Annotated in this window: 14 protein-coding genes; 12 read left to right on the top strand and 2 right to left on the bottom strand. The window is 47.1% G+C overall.

From position 1 onward, the window contains the following. Positions 1-104 precede the first annotated feature (104 nt). Together AAB417_00070 and AAB417_00065 are read left to right on the top strand one after the other, a co-directional pair. Complete coding sequence (locus AAB417_00070) at positions 105-2,375, top strand: O-antigen ligase family protein (GenBank protein MEK7630415.1); 2,271 nt, start codon at positions 105-107, stop codon at positions 2,373-2,375. After that, on the top strand, positions 2,369-4,537 hold the full coding sequence (locus tag AAB417_00065) for an O-antigen ligase family protein (protein ID MEK7630414.1): 2,169 nt from the start codon (positions 2,369-2,371) through the stop codon (positions 4,535-4,537). Before AAB417_00070 ends, AAB417_00065 begins: the two co-directional genes overlap by 7 nt. A gap of 3 nt (positions 4,538-4,540) precedes the next feature. On the opposite strand, the gene AAB417_00060 is transcribed toward AAB417_00065, so the two are convergent. Continuing rightward, entirely contained in the window at positions 4,541-5,953 is a 1,413-nt protein-coding gene (locus AAB417_00060) for an exopolysaccharide biosynthesis polyprenyl glycosylphosphotransferase (GenBank protein ID MEK7630413.1), read from the bottom strand. Positions 5,954-6,194: 241 nt separating this feature from the next. Between AAB417_00060 and murB the strand changes: the two genes are divergently transcribed. The 7 genes from murB to AAB417_00025 all read left to right on the top strand — a co-directional run bounded on the left by murB (position 6,195) and on the right by AAB417_00025 (position 13,519). Then, complete coding sequence (gene murB / locus AAB417_00055) at positions 6,195-7,136, top strand: UDP-N-acetylmuramate dehydrogenase (GenBank protein ID MEK7630412.1); 942 nt, start codon at positions 6,195-6,197, stop codon at positions 7,134-7,136. Between the two features lie 24 nt (positions 7,137-7,160). Then, complete coding sequence (locus tag AAB417_00050) at positions 7,161-7,517, top strand: HPF/RaiA family ribosome-associated protein (protein ID MEK7630411.1); 357 nt, start codon at positions 7,161-7,163, stop codon at positions 7,515-7,517. Positions 7,518-7,561: 44 nt separating this feature from the next. Then, entirely contained in the window at positions 7,562-10,147 is a 2,586-nt protein-coding gene (gene secA / locus AAB417_00045; protein ID MEK7630410.1) for a preprotein translocase subunit SecA, read from the top strand. A gap of 1 nt (position 10,148) precedes the next feature. Further along, complete coding sequence (locus AAB417_00040) at positions 10,149-10,301, top strand: hypothetical protein (protein MEK7630409.1); 153 nt, start codon at positions 10,149-10,151, stop codon at positions 10,299-10,301. 37 nt (positions 10,302-10,338) lie between these two features. Continuing rightward, positions 10,339-12,108, top strand: coding sequence for an ABC transporter ATP-binding protein (locus tag AAB417_00035; protein ID MEK7630408.1), 1,770 nt, complete (start codon positions 10,339-10,341; stop codon positions 12,106-12,108). An 86-nt stretch (positions 12,109-12,194) separates the two neighbouring features. Then, entirely contained in the window at positions 12,195-13,172 is a 978-nt protein-coding gene (locus AAB417_00030; protein ID MEK7630407.1) for a hypothetical protein, read from the top strand. Positions 13,173-13,198: 26 nt separating this feature from the next. Next, the gene (locus tag AAB417_00025) at positions 13,199-13,519 is read left to right on the top strand and encodes a hypothetical protein (GenBank protein ID MEK7630406.1); all 321 of its coding nucleotides are present in this window, start codon (positions 13,199-13,201) and stop codon (positions 13,517-13,519) included. A 9-nt stretch (positions 13,520-13,528) separates the two neighbouring features. Here the strand turns inward: AAB417_00025 and AAB417_00020 are convergent, their stop codons facing one another. Continuing rightward, a complete protein-coding gene (locus AAB417_00020) occupies positions 13,529-14,473 on the bottom strand; it encodes a serine protease (protein ID MEK7630405.1) in 945 nt (314 codons plus the stop codon). Between the two features lie 38 nt (positions 14,474-14,511). Between AAB417_00020 and AAB417_00015 the strand changes: the two genes are divergently transcribed. From AAB417_00015 to AAB417_00005, 3 genes are all read left to right on the top strand, one after another. Further along, on the top strand, positions 14,512-14,955 hold the full coding sequence (locus AAB417_00015; protein MEK7630404.1) for a DUF192 domain-containing protein: 444 nt from the start codon (positions 14,512-14,514) through the stop codon (positions 14,953-14,955). A 9-nt stretch (positions 14,956-14,964) separates the two neighbouring features. After that, a complete protein-coding gene (gene rsmI, locus AAB417_00010) occupies positions 14,965-15,633 on the top strand; it encodes a 16S rRNA (cytidine(1402)-2'-O)-methyltransferase (protein MEK7630403.1) in 669 nt (222 codons plus the stop codon). 58 nt (positions 15,634-15,691) lie between these two features. Continuing rightward, positions 15,692-17,339: hypothetical protein (locus AAB417_00005; GenBank protein ID MEK7630402.1), on the top strand; the 1,648-nt coding region annotated here is incomplete at its 3' end.

Genomic DNA, 17,339 nt, shown 5'->3' with positions numbered 1-17,339 from the left:
GCTTGCGAAGCTTAACGCGTTGATGCAATAAGTGGGATGCAGAAAAACCACTCAGAGCGTGCTCTGAGTGGTTTTTTTGTTACCCATGTGATACGCTTGCTTACATGTCATCGCTCGAGCGGTCACTTCTCTGGATATTGCGTGGTGGGTTGATCCTACTTCTTTTTATGCCGCTTGTGGTTTCCAAGAGTCTTTTCTTTCCGTTTATTACGGGGAAAAACTTTTTCTTTCGTATTATTGTCGAACTTCTTTTTGGAATATGGGGAGCCCTTGCCCTACTCTATCCTCAGTACCGTCCACAAAAGGGGCCAATCCTTTACGCGCTCGGTGCTTTTTTGGCGATATTGGGTCTTGCAACGGTTGCAGGCGCGAGCCCTTATCATAGTTTTTGGTCAAATTATGAACGCATGGAGGGTCTCATTACTCACTTGCATCTATTTGCCTTTTTTCTAGCAATGGCACACGCTTTTCGCTCAAAGTGGGATTGGCTCTATTTTTTCCACTGTTCGCTTGTAGTTAGTATCGTCGTAGCGTTCCATGGTTTTTTGCAATCCGTCGATGGTGGCAGGTCGGACGGTATTTTGCATACTAATAAGCTATTTCTTGGACTTCAAAATGCATCACTTTTTGATCCTATTGTTGGGACAAGTAGACCGTATGCGGCATTTGGTAACTCGATTTATTTCGGTGTATATTTAATGTTTCATTTGTTTATTGCGAGCGCTTTCTGGTATTCTGTTCGTTGCGTCGGATGGAGGGTTGCGTATAGTATCGTTTTTCTTTTTGAGTTGTATGTTTTCTTTATCGCCGCAAGTCGAGGCGCGTTTGTGGGTTTGTCCGCAGGCATTGCGCTCTCAGCGTTGTTTCTCATATTTACTAAGCGTTCATGGCATTATCGTGTGGCTGCGGGCGGTGCTCTTGCGATTGTGGCGGTTGGCTTGCCGGCGCTTGTGTTTCTGTTTCCTCAGCATCCTATCGTACGCAAGGTTGAGGTCTTGGCTCGATTGTCGAGCGTTTCTCTCGATCAGGTTAGTCAGGAGCCACGTATAATGATTTGGCGTATGGGGTGGCAAGCATTCAAAGAGCGTCCGATCCTTGGATGGGGTCCTGAGAATTTTATTATCCCGTATGGAAAGTATTATGATCCAAATCTTTTTAGTAACGAAGCGTGGTTTGATCGTACACACAACATGTTACTTGAGTGGCTTGTAGCAACCGGCGTTCTTGGTTTTGTCGCATATGTTTCTATTTTTGCGGCAGTCGGTATCGTGTTGCGTCGGTTGGTGCGAAACCGCGAGCTTGATCCATTTATGGCAGTATTGATTGTGAGCTTTTTGCTTGCATATATTATTCAAGATATTTTTGTTTTTGATAATACAGTAACTTATATTTTAGTTTTCTCGTTGTTGGCGTTTCTCCACGCGCTTTCTGCGCCGTCCGCAAAAAAAGTATCTACTCAGGCAAATCCTACCCTTGCAGTTTTGCCAATTATCGCAAGTATATTCGTTGTATGGATACTCAATGTGCCACATATTAGTATGGCTAAGGAGATTATTACAACACTCGGGTCATTTGGTCGAGCAAAAAGTGTTCAGGAGGTCCTCGATCAGTTTGATAAAGTAACACAGCAAAATGTTTTCGGCAGAGCAGAAGCGCGCGAGCAATTTGCCAATCAACTTGTAGAAGCTGCAACCAGTGTACAGGGGCCCAATGAAGCCTATCTCGCGCTCCTCGATAGAAGTATTGTCGAAATTGAAGCCGAAGCAAAAGAGCAGCCACAGGTCGCGCGCTATCCTATTTTTTCAGGCAAACTCTACACTATTCGATTTAGCATGACCAAGAAGGGATATGAAGAGGCTGAACGTCATTATCACCGCGCACAAGAACTCGCGCCTGACTATGTTCAGATTGATTTAGGCTTGGCAGAGCTTTATACGATAGCAGGCGAGAGCGATAAGGCGCTTGCCGCGGCGTTTAGTGCATATCACAAACCCACAAAACAGAGTACGATCGGTGCACTTTTTTATCCGGTATTATCAGTTCATATACTTGCTGAGCGATATACCGAAGCGATCGCCTTCGTCAATAATTATAGCGAGGATGATCTTAGGTCGCTTTTTAATCCCAACGGAAGCGGAGCAGATATCCAGTTGGCTGTAGAACGCGCATTGTCTCGTGGGAAAAATCTTGAGGGACGCAAAGTATTTCTCGAGTTCTTAGATCAAAAGGCCGATAGTCCTTATATCTCTATTGGTCTTGCACAGACCCATTCTCAGCTTGGCGATAATCGCACGGCGTGTCGGTATGCTAGAGAGGCTGCTGCGGGTGATTCAGTATTGGGTGAGCAGATCAAAGGATTCCTTGATCAGTGTTAGCGCGCCACGCCTCCACCACTTTTGCTTTTTGGGTGCTCTTGGCAACCTCATGCCTCGTCCCTCTTGTATCGTGGGAAGGTTTTTTCTTTGGCGTTGCGTTTACTAAAACTATTGTCTTTTTTCTTGGTGTTTTGACGGCGTTGGTCTTTTGGATAGGGAGCGCTATCTGGAGACGCCCTACATCTATTGTTGGAGCAATCGCTCTTTTTGTGGTAGTGGTTGGTATTGCGGCAGTAGTAGGGATAGAACCTTCGCAAAGTATATGGTCAAATTATGAACGCATGTTTGGTTTTGTAACTTATCTTTTTGGGCTTGCATATATCATCATGCTCACCGATCTTTTGCGTCACGAATATTATCGCAAGCTTTTCCTTTCTGCGGTTGTCAGCGTCGGGGTTTTGGTCGCGGGCATTGCTGTGGTGCAGTTTTTGATTGATTCTGTCGGTTCTCGTCCAACTTCTACTATTTATAACTCAGCTTTTCTCGGCTCGTACCTCCTGCTCTTAATATTCCCCGCACTCTACTTAGGTCTTGCTGCAAAAGAAAAAACTATAAAGTATGCGTGGTTTTTCGCAGCCACGCTTATTGTATTGGGTGTCTTTGTCTCAGGCGCTCGCGCAGCGATATTGGGGTCAATAGCGGGCTTGCTGGTGTTGACGGTAGGTCTTTTACGACACAAAGGAAAGATGGTGCGTCATTGCGCAATTGGTTTTTTGGTATTTTTGCTTGTAGGTGCAGGTGTTTTCTTCCTTTTGCGTGAGCAGTTGGCAAACGCGCCTATCGTATTTGTGCGGCGTCTTGCGCGTATTTCCATCGAAGACCCCTCTGTATCGAGTAGGTTTTTGGGTTGGCAAGTTGCGTGGGAGGGATGGAAAGATCGCCCCGTTTTTGGGTGGGGCCCTGAGAATTTTAATATTCTTTTTAGTGAGCACTACGATGCTCGTTTAGTTAATTTTGAACCATGGTTTGATCGCGCACACAATTTTATTTTTGATATCGGAAGTATGACGGGGCTTGCAGGGCTTCTGGCGTATATGGGCATCTTCGGTGTGGCTAGCGTTACCTTATGGCGTTTACGCGCTCACAGGTGGTTCGCGATTACGTTTGGAGCTACGGGCGTCGCATATCTTGTTGAGCATCTTTTTACTTTTGATTCGATATCTTCTTTTGTTTTGTTGCTTGCGCTTTGCGCGTATATTGTCTCGCATACCGAGACTTCGAATAAGGGCCAAGGAAAGTATAGTATTTCTCGTATGGTTGTAGTGGCAATGCTTGCCCTGGCAGCGAGTTATATTGTTATATGGAGGCCCGTGCAGGAAAATTATATGGGTCGTAGTGCGTATGAACTACTCGCTCAAGGTCGTGACGAAGAAGCTGCCGCTCTTTTTGAGAAAGCTCTTTCTTATCGTACCTATGGTGATATTGATGTACGCAGAGCGGTTGCTGAATATGTTTTTGAATGCGCAAAAGCATGGGATGTATGTGGTAGTAAGCGATCTGTAGATAAGCAGGCCTATATACTTGACTATGCAATCGAAAAAATGGAAGAAAATATCAATACTCGTCCGCGTGATATCAAATGGCATATGTATCAAGGTCAGCTCTATCGCATGCGGTCGACGCTTTCAAGTCCGCCCGATCGTGCACTCGCAGCTTTGGCCGAAAAACGATTTTCTGAGGCGCGCGAAGTCTCTCCCGGAAGAGCGCAAAACTATTTAGAAATAGCGCTTGCTCGAAAACTTCAGGGTAATTATGAAGGTATGTGGAGTATTCTTGAAGAAGGAGAGCGTAGAGCGCCGGAATATTTGATTATTCAGTATAATATTCATTCCCACGCGGTTGACCTGAGTGATCAGAGACGCGAGCAAGAAGCATTAAAAAAGATTTATGACGAACAGGGCAATCCCCAATATGATTTGTTGCGTGACGCCTATGTGCGTAACAAGCGTTATAGTGATGCGATTGACATGCAGTCTCGCTGGATAGATATTCGTAGCGAAAGTTTATCCAATAAAGACGCAGCACCTCTCTACCAACAACTCGCAGCTCTTTTCCGTGTAGTGGGTGATAATCAAAAGGCTCGGGAAGCAGCACTCAAGGTTCGCGAGCTTGATCCAAGTTTGAGTCGTGAAGTCGATGCCTTTCTTAGTACGCTTCGATAGTTTTTAACGTCCCTGGCGTGACAACATTACCATCAGTGTCTTGAGCGCGATGGAGAGATCGAGGCCAAGGTCTCGATTTTTTATATAATACAAATCATATTGCAGTTTGAGGATAGTGTCGTCGTGGGAGGCGTAGTAGTAGGGCGGATTGATTTGTGCCCACCCAGAAAGGCCGGGGCGTATAAGATGGCGCATGTCGTAGTAGGGGATATTTTTGCGGAGGTTTCCAACAAACTCGGGTCGTTCGGGCCGTGGCCCGATAAATGAAAGCTCTCCTCGCAGGATATTCCATGCTTGTGGCAGTTCATCGATGCGTGTTGAACGCAATATTTTACCTACGGCAGTGATACGCACATCTCCTTCTTGGGACCATTCGGCACCATGAGTCTCGGCTGATCCATCCGGATTGAGTGCGAGCATGGTGCGATATTTAAGAAGGGTAAACGCTTTACCCATGCGTCCTACGCGTTGTTGGCGGATAAAGATAGGGCCACGCGAGTCAAGACGAATAGCGAGTGCCACAAAAGGCATGAGAACTATAGTGGGTATGCCGAGTATGATGGCAAAAAAGATATCCATGCCACGCTTGCTGGTTTCAAAAAAGAGTTTTTCGGTCTCCGCAATGTTTTCCAAGAACCATACTTTAGATATTAATGATACGGGGATGCGTCCCAAGATCATCTCGTAAAACACCGAGACATCGACAAATCGTATGCCACGGTGCAGTGCCTCGTAGAGTGTTTGCAAGAGCGTATCATTGGTTTGATTATCTTTTGACGCGACCACGATATCAATATGGTGCTTACTAACGAGTTCAAGGATATGCGGTGTTACCTCAGGGCAGCGCGCTTTTATGGTGTAGCCAAGATACGGATAGTCTTCAATGGTGCGCGCGAGCTCGTCGATATCAGGGGACGACCCTACGAGTAGTACGCGCATTTTGTCAGTCGAACGACCCGCGTAGGCAAAGAGAGATCGCCAGCAAAGCATGATGGCAAATGTGACAATGATATCGAGGATTAGATTGGTTCGCGGTGTAATCGTAAATGCTGGTACAAAGTAAAAGAGGGCGATGGCGATAATGCCACCCGAGAGAGTCGCGTAGGTTAAATATTTAAAGAGTTGCTCCGATTTACCTATGATGCGTACTTCATAAAGTCCTGTAATATAAAAGACAAGAATCCATACCGCGAACACGACGCCAAATGGTAGTATGTGGATAGCAAAGTTGTCCAAAAATTTTTCAGCACCGTAGCGGATAAAGAGCGTAATAACGAGCGAAAACCAAAAAACGGCGACATCGCCAACGGCAAGCAAAATGGTGCGATAGGTGCCGAGTGTCATAGTATTGTCATCATCATAGCTGGTATTGTGCGCCTTGTCTTTACTAACGAAACTTGCGCACAGTAGCGGCACTTGACAAAAAATCTCTCGTACTTTATACTTACTGCACAATGTGGTTGTCTTTGGCGCAAGCTAAAGCTCAAACATATGTCCGTACAAAACCCCCGCTTGCGGGGGTTTTGTATTTTTTGTGTATACTAATAATACGGTGATTTTGTCGCTAGTCAGGGCTCGTGGGCTGGCACTCACATAAGGACATATGTATGGAGTAAAACCCCCACTGGCCCTGCGTAGCGATAAAGCCCGATTTCGTATGGCAACTATGCAAGAAGGCGTTAGCTTGAAACCTTATACTTATTTGAAAGTCGGCGGACCGGCGCGTTTTCTTGTCGATGTCAAAAACGAAGCAGATCTCGCAAGTGCGATCTCATTTGCTAAAAAACAAAAGATTCCCTTTATCGTTTTAGGCGCTGCTTCCAATATTGTGGTCGCTGACTCAGGCTTTCCAGGGCTTGTGATCCGTATGCAGATGCGAGGCATCGAGCGCAAAGAAAATACACTGAGGGCGGAGGCAGGTGTACCCAATGCGGTGCTCGTCGCGCGCGCGGTAGCCGAAGGTCTCTCAGGCCTCGAATGGGCGATCGGCATTCCCGGTACGGTTGGCGGATCAGTGCGGGGCAACGCTGGCTGTTTTGGAGGCGAAGTTAAGGGCGCACTTCAAACCGTGCGTGTATTTAACACCGATACTGGCAAGACAGCTGAACACGACAATGACTTTTGTCATTTCGCATATCGAGAGAGTATTTTTAAAAAACATCCAAATTTCATTGTGGTATCTGCGACTTTCGTGTTGCGCCCAGGTGACCCCGAGGTCAGCCAGCGCATGGTACGCCACTATACGGCAGGCCGCTCTGCGAGCCAAGATATTGGCGAGTCATCGGCTGGTTGTATGTTTAAAAATATCGCGTGGCCTACGAGTGATGCTCAGCGCAAGCATCTTTTGTATCTTTTGCCACAACTCGCTGAGTTCACGCAATTCCCGACGATTCCGGCAGGATTTCTCATTGATCACTTGGGTCTGAAGGGACGCGCGATCGGCGGCGTCTCCATCTCTAAAAAGCACGGCAATTATATGATCAATCGTGGCAATGCGCGGGCAGAGGAGGTGGTGATGTTGGTCGGGCTTGTCAAAGAATATGTACATCGCAAATACGATTTGCATCTACAAGAAGAAGTTCAATATATCGGTTTTTAATTCGAACGGCGTTATACTATATATATGAGAACAATTATCAAAGGCAAACAAACAGATTTTACGCCAGCCATTCGCGCGTATATCGAGGCAAAGATTATAGGTCCCGTAACTCGTATTGTCGGTAAGAGCGATGCGTTGCTCGAAGTAGAGCTTTCGCGCGACTCTCGCCACCACCGCAAAGGTAATGTGTGGTGGGCAGAGGCAAATCTTACGATAGGCAAACATCTTATTCGCGCAGAGGAAGAGGGCGAAGATCCGCACACTGTCATTGACGAGCTCGAAAACGAATTTTTGCGCGAGATCAAATCTTTCAAAGGCAAAAAGCAAACCAAAGATATTCGTATTGCTCGTAGGATCAAGAAGGTTCTCAAAAAGATTTAGGCGCTTTGAAAAAGCGGGTTTCTTGATGTACACTGGGGTACCTTATGGGTATTTTTGCGTCTCTTTTTAGCGGTTCTCGTACGCGCGCTGCGCGCGCTTTTTTGCCTATCGTAGAAGAGATCAACGCACTCGAGGTTGAATATAAGGCAAAGTCCAACGAAGACATCAGGGCTGAGATCGCAAAGATGCGCGCTCACCCGGATCTTTCACGCGAATATTTAGATGAAATTTTACCTCGCGTATTTGCTATGGTGCGCGAGGCCTCGCGCAGGACTTCGGGCAAGCGACACTTTGATGTACAGCTTTTAGGTGGCATTGCGCTTCACAAAGGTACGATCGCTGAGATGCGAACGGGTGAGGGTAAGACTTTGGTAGCCACGCTTCCTACAGCGCTCAATGCGCTCTTGGGTAAGGGGGTGCATGTAGTCACTGTCAATGATTACCTCGCGCGCAGAGATGCGGTCTGGATGGGGGAGATTTACCACTTCCTCGGGTTATCTATTGGGTGTATCAACCACGATACTTCTTTTATATATGATCCAGTCTACGCAGAAGGTTCAAAGGAAGACAAGAAGCGTGATGATCTTGGTAGTTTTAAGGTAGTCGATGACTACCTTCGTCCGACGACGCGTAAAGAGGCATATGAGGCGGATATCACCTACGGCACCAACAACGAATATGGGTTTGATTGGTTGCGTGACAATCTTGCCGCATCTGTTGATGGTATGCGTCAGCGTGAGCACTATTTTGCGGTTGTCGATGAGGTAGACTCGATTTTAATTGATGAGGCGCGCACACCGTTGATCATTTCCGCACCCGATGAGGAGGCAGAGAGTTTGTATCGCGTATTTTCGGGTATCGCACCCAAACTCATACGAGACACTGACTACACGGTCGATGAAAAACATCGCGCAGTGTTGGTCAATGACGAAGGGATCTCCAAGGTTGAGCGTATCCTCGGTATCTCGGATATGTATTCAGAAAAAGGCGTGCGCTATGTGCGCCATTTAGAACAGTCACTTCGCGCGGAAGCTTTGTTTATCAAAGATCGCCACTATGTGGTTAAAAATAATGAGATTATTATTGTCGATGAGTTTACCGGTCGCATGATGCCGGGGCGTCGCTGGTCAGAGGGTCTTCATCAAGCGGTTGAGGCAAAAGAAAATGTCGAGATTCAAAAAGAATCACGCACGCTTGCAACTATCACCTTTCAAAATTATTTTCGTATGTACGAAAAGCTTTCTGGTATGACGGGTACTGCCGAGACTTCACGCGAAGAATTTTTAAAAGTATATAATCTTGATGTCACGGTTATCCCCACGCATCAACCCATGGTTCGCCGCGATCATTCAGATCGCATTTACCAGACCGAACACGGCAAGTTTGTGGCAGTTGCGCGTGAGATAAAAAAACGCCACGAGACAGGTCAACCGGTGCTACTCGGTACTGCATCGATCGAGAAAAATGAAATCTTATCAGCTATCCTTACGCGTGAGGGTGTACCTCATCACGCGCTCAACGCCAAAAATCATGAGCGTGAGGCAGAGATTATTGCGCAGGCAGGTAAACTTGGCGCGGTAACCCTTGCGACGAATATCGCCGGTCGCGGTGTCGACATTATCTTGGGTGGTACGCCACCAGTACCAGAAGATGCCGAGAAAGTCCGCGCGCTCGGCGGGTTGTATGTGCTTGGTACCGAGCGGCACGAAGCGCGTCGTATTGATAACCAGCTGCGAGGTCGCGCGGGCCGTCAGGGTGATCCGGGCGAGTCATGTTTCTTTCTATCATTTGAAGATGACCTCTTGCGTATTTTTGCATCCGACCGTCTCAAGAGTCTCATGGGTAAGCTCGGCATCCCTGAAGACGAGCCGGTGGAGGCGGGCCTTGTCACAAAATCTATCGAGCAAGCGCAGACAAAAATTGAGGGACTACATTTTGATTCACGCAAGCACTTACTCGAATACGATGATGTGTTGTCAAAACAGCGCACTGCCGTCTATCGTATGCGCCGAGAAATGCTACGCGCGTCACACGATGAGATAGACGCAAAGGTGCGCGAGTTTATTGCTGAGTTTGCGCGCGGCGTACATGTGGCTCACGAGACGCCAGAAGAAGCCAAAAAAGTATTCGCAGGACTTCTCCATAAGGGGGACGAAGAGCTTTTGATACCCGAGTCACTCGATCTTCCCGAAGGATTTATCTCGGTACTCGAAGCTGAATATCATGTGCGCATGAATACCAACCGTGAGCTCTTTTTGCAAAATGCGCGTGGACTTTTTTTGCAGATCATCGATATGTTCTGGCGTGATCATTTGGAAGTTATGGAATATACCCGTTCGTCAGTAGGCCTTCGTGCGTATGGTCAGCACGACCCGCTCGTAGAATACAAAAACGAAGCTCATCGACTTTTCAAGACATTTAACGCGAACCTCGCCAATATCTTTATCGAAAATGTATTCAAGATAAACGCTGATGCACACATTCATTATCAAGAATCACGCATGGTGACCAACGAACAGCGCACGGTGGCCAACCGCATCGTCAAAGACGCTCGTACCAAAGACCTCGGCCGCAACGATCTCTGCTACTGCGGATCAGGCAAGAAGTTCAAAAAGTGCCACGGGGCGTAGTATGGCCATAAAACCCAAATGTGATAAGTGCAAAAAAGAACTCAAAGAGTTTGGCGGTATTTTATTGAGTCCACCCAAAGGAAATACGGTAAAAAAGTTTCATCTCTGTAAAAAGTGCTACCAAGAAGCTGCTCGCTGGCTCAAGGGAGCCTAATTCCAAAAAAGGCCTTTTCGGGCTATACTGGTGCTCTATGCAGTCACCATGGCCTGACAATATAGCAAAAAGCACGAGCCCGTTTCGGTTTTTGCTTGCATCCTCACGCCCGTATCGCTTATGGATGATGCTGGCGCTTGGCGCGGTTGTGCTTGCCGCATCGAGTTCGGTGGCGATTCCTTATGCGTTTAAAGCGATTGTCGATGCCGCAACGCGTTCGGCATACGACGATCTTGCATGGGGGGCGGTGGCGTACATCGCTATCACGCTTGGCTCAAATCTTTTGTGGCGAGCCAGCGGCTTTGCCGGCATGCGATGGGTGACGGGCGTGCGCGCCACCGGTCGCTATATGCTAACCTCGTATGTGACGCGTCACAGCCATCAATATTTTTCTGACAGATTTGCAGGATCCCTCTCAAGTAAAATCACGCACGCGGCAAATGGTGTCAAAGATATTGTCGATCAGCTGCTCTGGTCGTTTCTTGGGTTTATCGTCTCAGTGATTGCAAGTTTTATTATCGTGTTTGCTACCAACGCGAGTATTGCTTATATTTTTCTCGCATGGGTGGCGGTTATCACACCACTCAATGTGGCGCTCTCACGCCGGCGTATACCAATATCCGCTGATACTCAAAGAGCCGAAACCGCTCTTAGTGGGGCTACGGTTGATATGCTAACCAATATGGGAGCGGTAGAAGAATATGCGCACCGTCCTTTTGAGCTTGAGCGTATCAAAAAATTTATTACGGATCGTCGCACCACTGGGTTACGCAACTGGACCTATGGCGAGACGGTTTTGACCATAAATAATCTTTTGCAGGCGGTATTTATTGGCGCTATGATTTTCGGCGTCATCACGCTCGCGCGCGCGGGCAGTATTACGGCAGGCGATATTATCTTGATTCTAACCGTAGTGGTTTTTATGGAAGATCGCCTTACCTTCATTGGCAACAAGTTTAATAGTTTCGCCGATGTGTGGGGTACCGTAGAAGAAAGTCTCTCTGATATTTTGGTAGATCATAGCGTGACTGATAAGCCAGACGCAAAAGACATCACCATTGGCAAGGGTGAGATTGTATTTGATAACATCTCATTTGATTACGGCGGCATGCATGTGTTTGAAAATCTTTCGTTCGCTATCTCTGCAGGACAAAAGGTGGGATTGGTAGGTCGGTCAGGTGCGGGTAAATCGACACTTATAAAGCTTTTACTGCGTCACTATGACTTGAATGGTGGTGCTATCAAGATTGATGGAGCTGATATTTCAGGTATTACCAAAGAAAGTTTGCGTCGCGCTATTGCTGTTGTACCCCAAGAGCCCATGCTTTTTCATCGTTCAATCAGGCACAATATTGAATATGGCAAAGACCACGCGACAGCCGAAGAGGTAGAACGCGCCGCGCGTCTTGCCGAATCTCACGAATTTATTTTAGCGATTCCGCAAGGATATGAGGCGTTGGTAGGTGAGCGCGGGGTAAAACTTTCGGGCGGCCAGCGCCAGCGTATCGCGATCGCGCGCGTATTCGTCAAAGACGCACCACTCTTGTTGCTCGATGAGGCAACGAGTTCACTTGATAGTGAGAGTGAGGTAGCGGTACAAAAGGCGCTTCTCAATCTCATGCAGGGGCGTACGGTCATTGCGATCGCGCACCGGCTCTCAACACTGCGTGCGATGGATCGTTTGATCGTGCTTGATCGTGGCAAGATCGTAGAAGACGGCACTCACGACCAACTCGTCAAGAAAAAGGGTCTTTACGCAGCTTTGTGGGCACATCAGGCGGGCGGTTTCTTGACCGAAGAAGATTGAAAATTGTTCACAGCCCGTATTTCTCGAAATAAGAGTATACTAAGGGTATCTATTATCGGTACATTACTAGGATATCTTTTTTCACTATGAAAAAAATCGTCGTTTTGGGGGTTGCCGGCTCACTTTTGATGGGTTCGTTTGCTTTGGCGCAGACAGGCACCACTCCACCCCCGCCAACAACTACGCCGCCACCGCCCCGTTTGCCGAAGGACCTCAATAAAGAGCGTATGGAGGCGTTAAAAGATTTTAATCAGAAAAAACAGGAGGAGAATAAGGATAAGCAACAGGATATAAAGAAAGATCTCAAAGATACCCGCACTGGCATCCGTAAAGATCGTGTTGATCTCCATATGGATATCAATGCAAAGCGTCGCGAGTTTCGCGCGAGCACCAGCACCCCCGAGAGCCGCATGAAACTCCAGCAGGGCATTATGATGGAACGCAAAGAGTTTCAAGAAGGTCGGCATGAAGATTGGCAAGAACATCGTGATCTAGCCAAAGACCGTCGCGATGTTGCCAAAGAAAAGATTGGTAAAGAGCGATTGGTGCTTAAAGAAAAGCTCAAGGTCGTCAAAGATGAGCGTAAAAAGCTGACTGTAGAGCGCGTAGACAAGCGTCTTGAAGAGGTACATGACAGAGCGCTCGATCATTTCAACAAGGTTCTCGAGCATCTTGATGAGATTTTAGGCAAAGTCGATACGCGCGCTGATAAGGCCGCTGCAAATGGTAAAGACACCGTACAGGTTGAGGCCGCGGTCACTACTGCGCGCGGATTGATTGATACCGCAAAGAAACTAGTCGCTGATGCGGCAGGTAAGACCTATCCGATCACTGTTACTACCGAGGCAAATCTCGGCTCTGCGGTCAGTGCTGCACGAAAAGCACTCCACGATGATCTTAAAAAACTCCGTGACGCTGTTCAAAATGCTCGTGAAGCGGTAAAGACTGCGGTCGAAGCTCTCAAGGCAATTCCTGGTATCAATGACGAGCCGCCACCAGTATCTCCACCACCTCCGGTGACAACGCCTCCGCCACCAGTATCTCCTCCTCCACCCGCTCAATAATCATTATCAGCTAATACTTTTCACCTATGGATTCACCAATGCCCAGTATGCCAAATCTCAACCCTCAGATGCCTCAACAGCAGGCGGGTGTGGCAGGCAGCTCTCACACGGGGCTGATCATAGCTATTGTGGCCGTTGTCGTGCTCGTGGCGGCAGGCGGTGTGTACTATTGGATGTTTTGGCAGACCACGATTGCGCCAGATCTTGCACCGACCGCAGAGGTTCAAGATAAGGTTGCGCCAGCCGCTGATACTACTTCAGCCATCGACGCTGATTTGGGAGCGACCGAAGATCTTGATATCGATGCTGAGTTCAAAGATATCGACGCCGATCTCCAGACGCTCTAATACAAAAAATTAGTACGCAGGTTCAGGGAGTGCCGAAAGGTACTCCCTGAATTGTTTTTTAGTTTCCTGCCATGCTAGCGCGTTGATACGAGAGGGCGTGATCGCGTATAAGACGCGTTCGTTGATCGCTTTGTTTGCATCACTACTGATGCCAAAAATAATGCCACGCAGTTTGCCAGTATAGGGATCAATCAAAATGCCACCTGACGAGCCATGTTGCGCGGCAATGGTTGCACGCGAGGCGATAAAAGATGTGTCCGTCTCCGATACTACGGTATTTGAAAAGAGTAGGTTAAGATTTTTAAATACAATTTCACTTGAGAGTAGTTCGGCGGGGTAGCTTTGAGTAAATAATTGCTCACCAACTTTTGGTGTAGTATCAAAATCAATTTCCCAGTACGGCCAATCAGTACGCACGCCCTCTAGTTTCCATAGTGAGATATCCATACGCGCTTTAGTCTGTTCATCGGTTGTTGCAAAATACTCAGCAGACATGAGTACAAGTTTTACCTTCCCGATCTCTATGGCGGGAGAGCCGGCGCGGATAGTACATATGATTTGCTGATTACTTTCTTCTACAATGTGTGCATTTGAGACGATGTACCCGTGTGAATCAATGAGCGCACCAGTAGCTACCGCGTAGGTACCATCTTTGTTTGGGCAAAGAAAGTTCACCGTTGCCAAAAGACCTTTCGCATAAAGCTCTGACTGCGCGATAGGGTTTGGTGGAGGCGGTAGAAGTATTGTTGTGGCGGGCTTTGGCGGTGCTGGTTGTGTGATAGGTTCGCTTGGTGGGGGAGGAGGTATTTGCACGGCTTCGAGTTTTTCAGGCGGCAAGATAATTATTTTTTCTGGGACTGCCGGCTGCTCAAAGGTTATGCGGTAGGTAATGTTGTTTGAAAAAAGAAAAAATCCTCCAGCAAGAATGATGTAAAATATAAGTGCATGTTTCACTTTTCTATTGTAGGGGTATTCATGATAGATTGAAAGCAATGAAGAAATTGCTTTTTATCGGAGCCCTTGTATTGATCGGCGTGTGCTCGGTGTATTGGTATCAAATCGGCATACCGCAAGAAAGTGGGCAAGAAAATATTCACAAGATCACTATCGAAGGTCATGTGCTCAGTGTTGAGTTCGCTCGAACCCCGCAAGCGCAACAACGTGGTCTTATGTATCGTGCAGAGCTTGCCGAAGATTCAGGGATGCTCTTTCTTTTTACGCGCGCAGGTCAACAAACCTTTTGGAATAAAAATACTCTTATCCCGCTCGATATCATTTGGATTCATGACGACATAGTCATTGGCATTAGTCAGCTACCCGCGATTAGCGAAGGCCTTACTACTGTTTCATCACCGACAGATGCAAATCGTGTGCTCGAGGTAAATCGTGGATGGGCAGAGCAACACCACATTCAAATCGGCGCGCGCATATGGTAAGGTAGAGCCATGCTTTATATTGTCGCAACACCAATTGGCAATCTCAAAGATATTACTTTCCGCGCACTCGAAGTGTTGCGCGGCGTTGATGTGATCGTCGCTGAAGATACGCGCCATACGCGCAAGCTTTTATCACACTACGATATTCACAAACAACTTATTTCTCTTCACGAACATTCTCCACGCAACGCGTTTAATGGCGTAATCAAACTCCTTGATGAAGGAAAAAATATTGCGTATGTCGTTGACGCGGGCACACCTGGTATTGCCGATCCCGGCGCGTATCTTGTATCACGCGTCTCGCAAGAATTACCCGACACGCAGATTATTCCGATTCCCGGTCCATCGGCGCTTGCGGCAGCAATATCGATTGCGGGGCTTAAAGATAGCAAATTTATCTTTCTTGGGTTCCCACCAGTCAAAAAGGGGAGGAAGTCATTTTTTGAAGAAGTTGTCGCCTCGCCCTATCCGGTAGTACTCTACGAGTCACCACATAGGATTTTAAAGACACTCAATGAGCTTTCTGATAATGGTTTATCAATGTTTGAAGCTGTACTTATTAAAGAAATTAGCAAGGTTTATGAAACAACAATAAGAATGAGTATTGTTTCTCTCAGAGATTTTTTGGCGAGTGAGAAAAAGATCAAGGGCGAATTCGTCTTGGTTATCAACAAGTAAATCTTCCACATACAGGCGAATAAAAACACTAATTTTCTTATAATTAAGAGTATACTTTTTGCTTCTCAAAAAGTGCGCGTCAAGTTGGTCGCTTGCGCAGGTTGCTTACCCGTCACATATTATTTACTCCAAAAGTATGCACTACTTTTTCAAGCCGCGATTTTTGATCGTTGGCGCCGTTTCGTTGATGCTCTCGCTCGGATCAGTTGCGAGCGCATCACATCTCACACAAGACGAGGTGTCACTTTTACAGGCGCAGATTTTTTCTGCACTCAACACAATTAACAATCTTGAGATACAACTTGCAGCAACTAGTGATGCGACATCATTGCCATTTCCTCCGATTGCATGCCCATCTCCACAGATTGTTTCTGATCTGTATGGAGGAGAACGCGATCTTCTTATTTCTCGCAATCCCATTGTTCGTGCACGCGGTGAGGTGACCGCTCTGCAGGATTTTTTGTGGCAGTACAAGGGGCGCTACAGCGCTACCTATTGGAGTCCTCTTAATAATCTTACCAATAAAAGTGATCTTGTGACGGGTTACTATGGTAGCCGTACATCCAATATCGTCAAAGCGTTCCAACAGCAATTTGGCGTATCAGGTCCCAACTTAGGTGATACCGAGTTTGGCAAGGTATTTCAAAAAACCCGCACAGAGATTGAACGTCAGTGTGTGTCTTCTCTTACCATTTCTACGCCCAATGGTGGAGAGACATGGCATGTCGGAACTACTACGACCGTCAAATGGGCGAGTAATAATATCGCCACGACAACTCTTATAAGCTTTGGCGCGCGTAATCTTGCATCCAATACTGACTATTCGCTTGGGTCCGGAGGTTTTCTTAATGATGGCAAAGAAGTGATCAATGTGCCCACTGCACTTCCCGGCGGCAGTTATTTATTCTTCATAAAGGCAAATGTGGGCGGAGTCATTGTGAATGATTGGAGCGATGGGTCGTTCATGATCAGTGTACCCCCACCTCCTCCGATGATAGTAGCCCCTGGCACACTTTTTGTGTCGCACATCAATGCCACATCAACTCCATATTCAGTAAGGCTTACATGGCGCGATAGTTCAACCAACGAAGGTTGGTTTGTTCTCGAGCGTTCCACCACCGCGAGTACTACTGGGTTTAGCTGGATTGCTATTCCAACGACATTGTGTAGTGCCTGTTCGGGCGGGTATCGAACATATACTGATACTTCTGTTTCTTTTGGTACCACCTATTACTATCGTGTAAAGGCAGAAAATGCCTCTGTTCAATCTGCGTACTCGAAAGTGGTCAGTACTTTCTTGGGCGTCCCCCCACCTCCACCAGGGACGGCACTTAATGTTGTTTCAGGTACTCAACCACAGCCCACTCTTGCAACACAGGGTGCGCTCGGTCTGCCTTTCACCCGTGTAAGATTTACTGCTGATAGCGACGGCGATGTCGCTATCAACTCTTTGACAGTTGAGCGAGTCGGGCTTCTTGACGATGCAGCATTTACAAGTATTGTGCTGCTTGATGAAAATGGAAACCATCTTACCAAGCCAATACGGCTGGATATGAATCACAAAGCTGTGGCTTCATTTCTTACGCCTCTTGTTGTGCGTGCGCAGAAAACTCGAGAGTTGACCATTGCTGCCAACATGGCGTGTTCTCTTACAAATTATGCTGGACACGTTGGGGCACTTTCGTTAGTTGCTGTTAATACTTCTG

The sequence above is a fragment of the Patescibacteria group bacterium genome (assembly GCA_038064855.1).
Lineage (GTDB): Bacteria > Patescibacteriota > Minisyncoccia > Ryanbacterales > GWA2-47-10b > SICQ01.
Note: the sequence above shows the minus strand (reverse complement) of the source record. Positions and strands in the feature narration are given on the sequence as shown.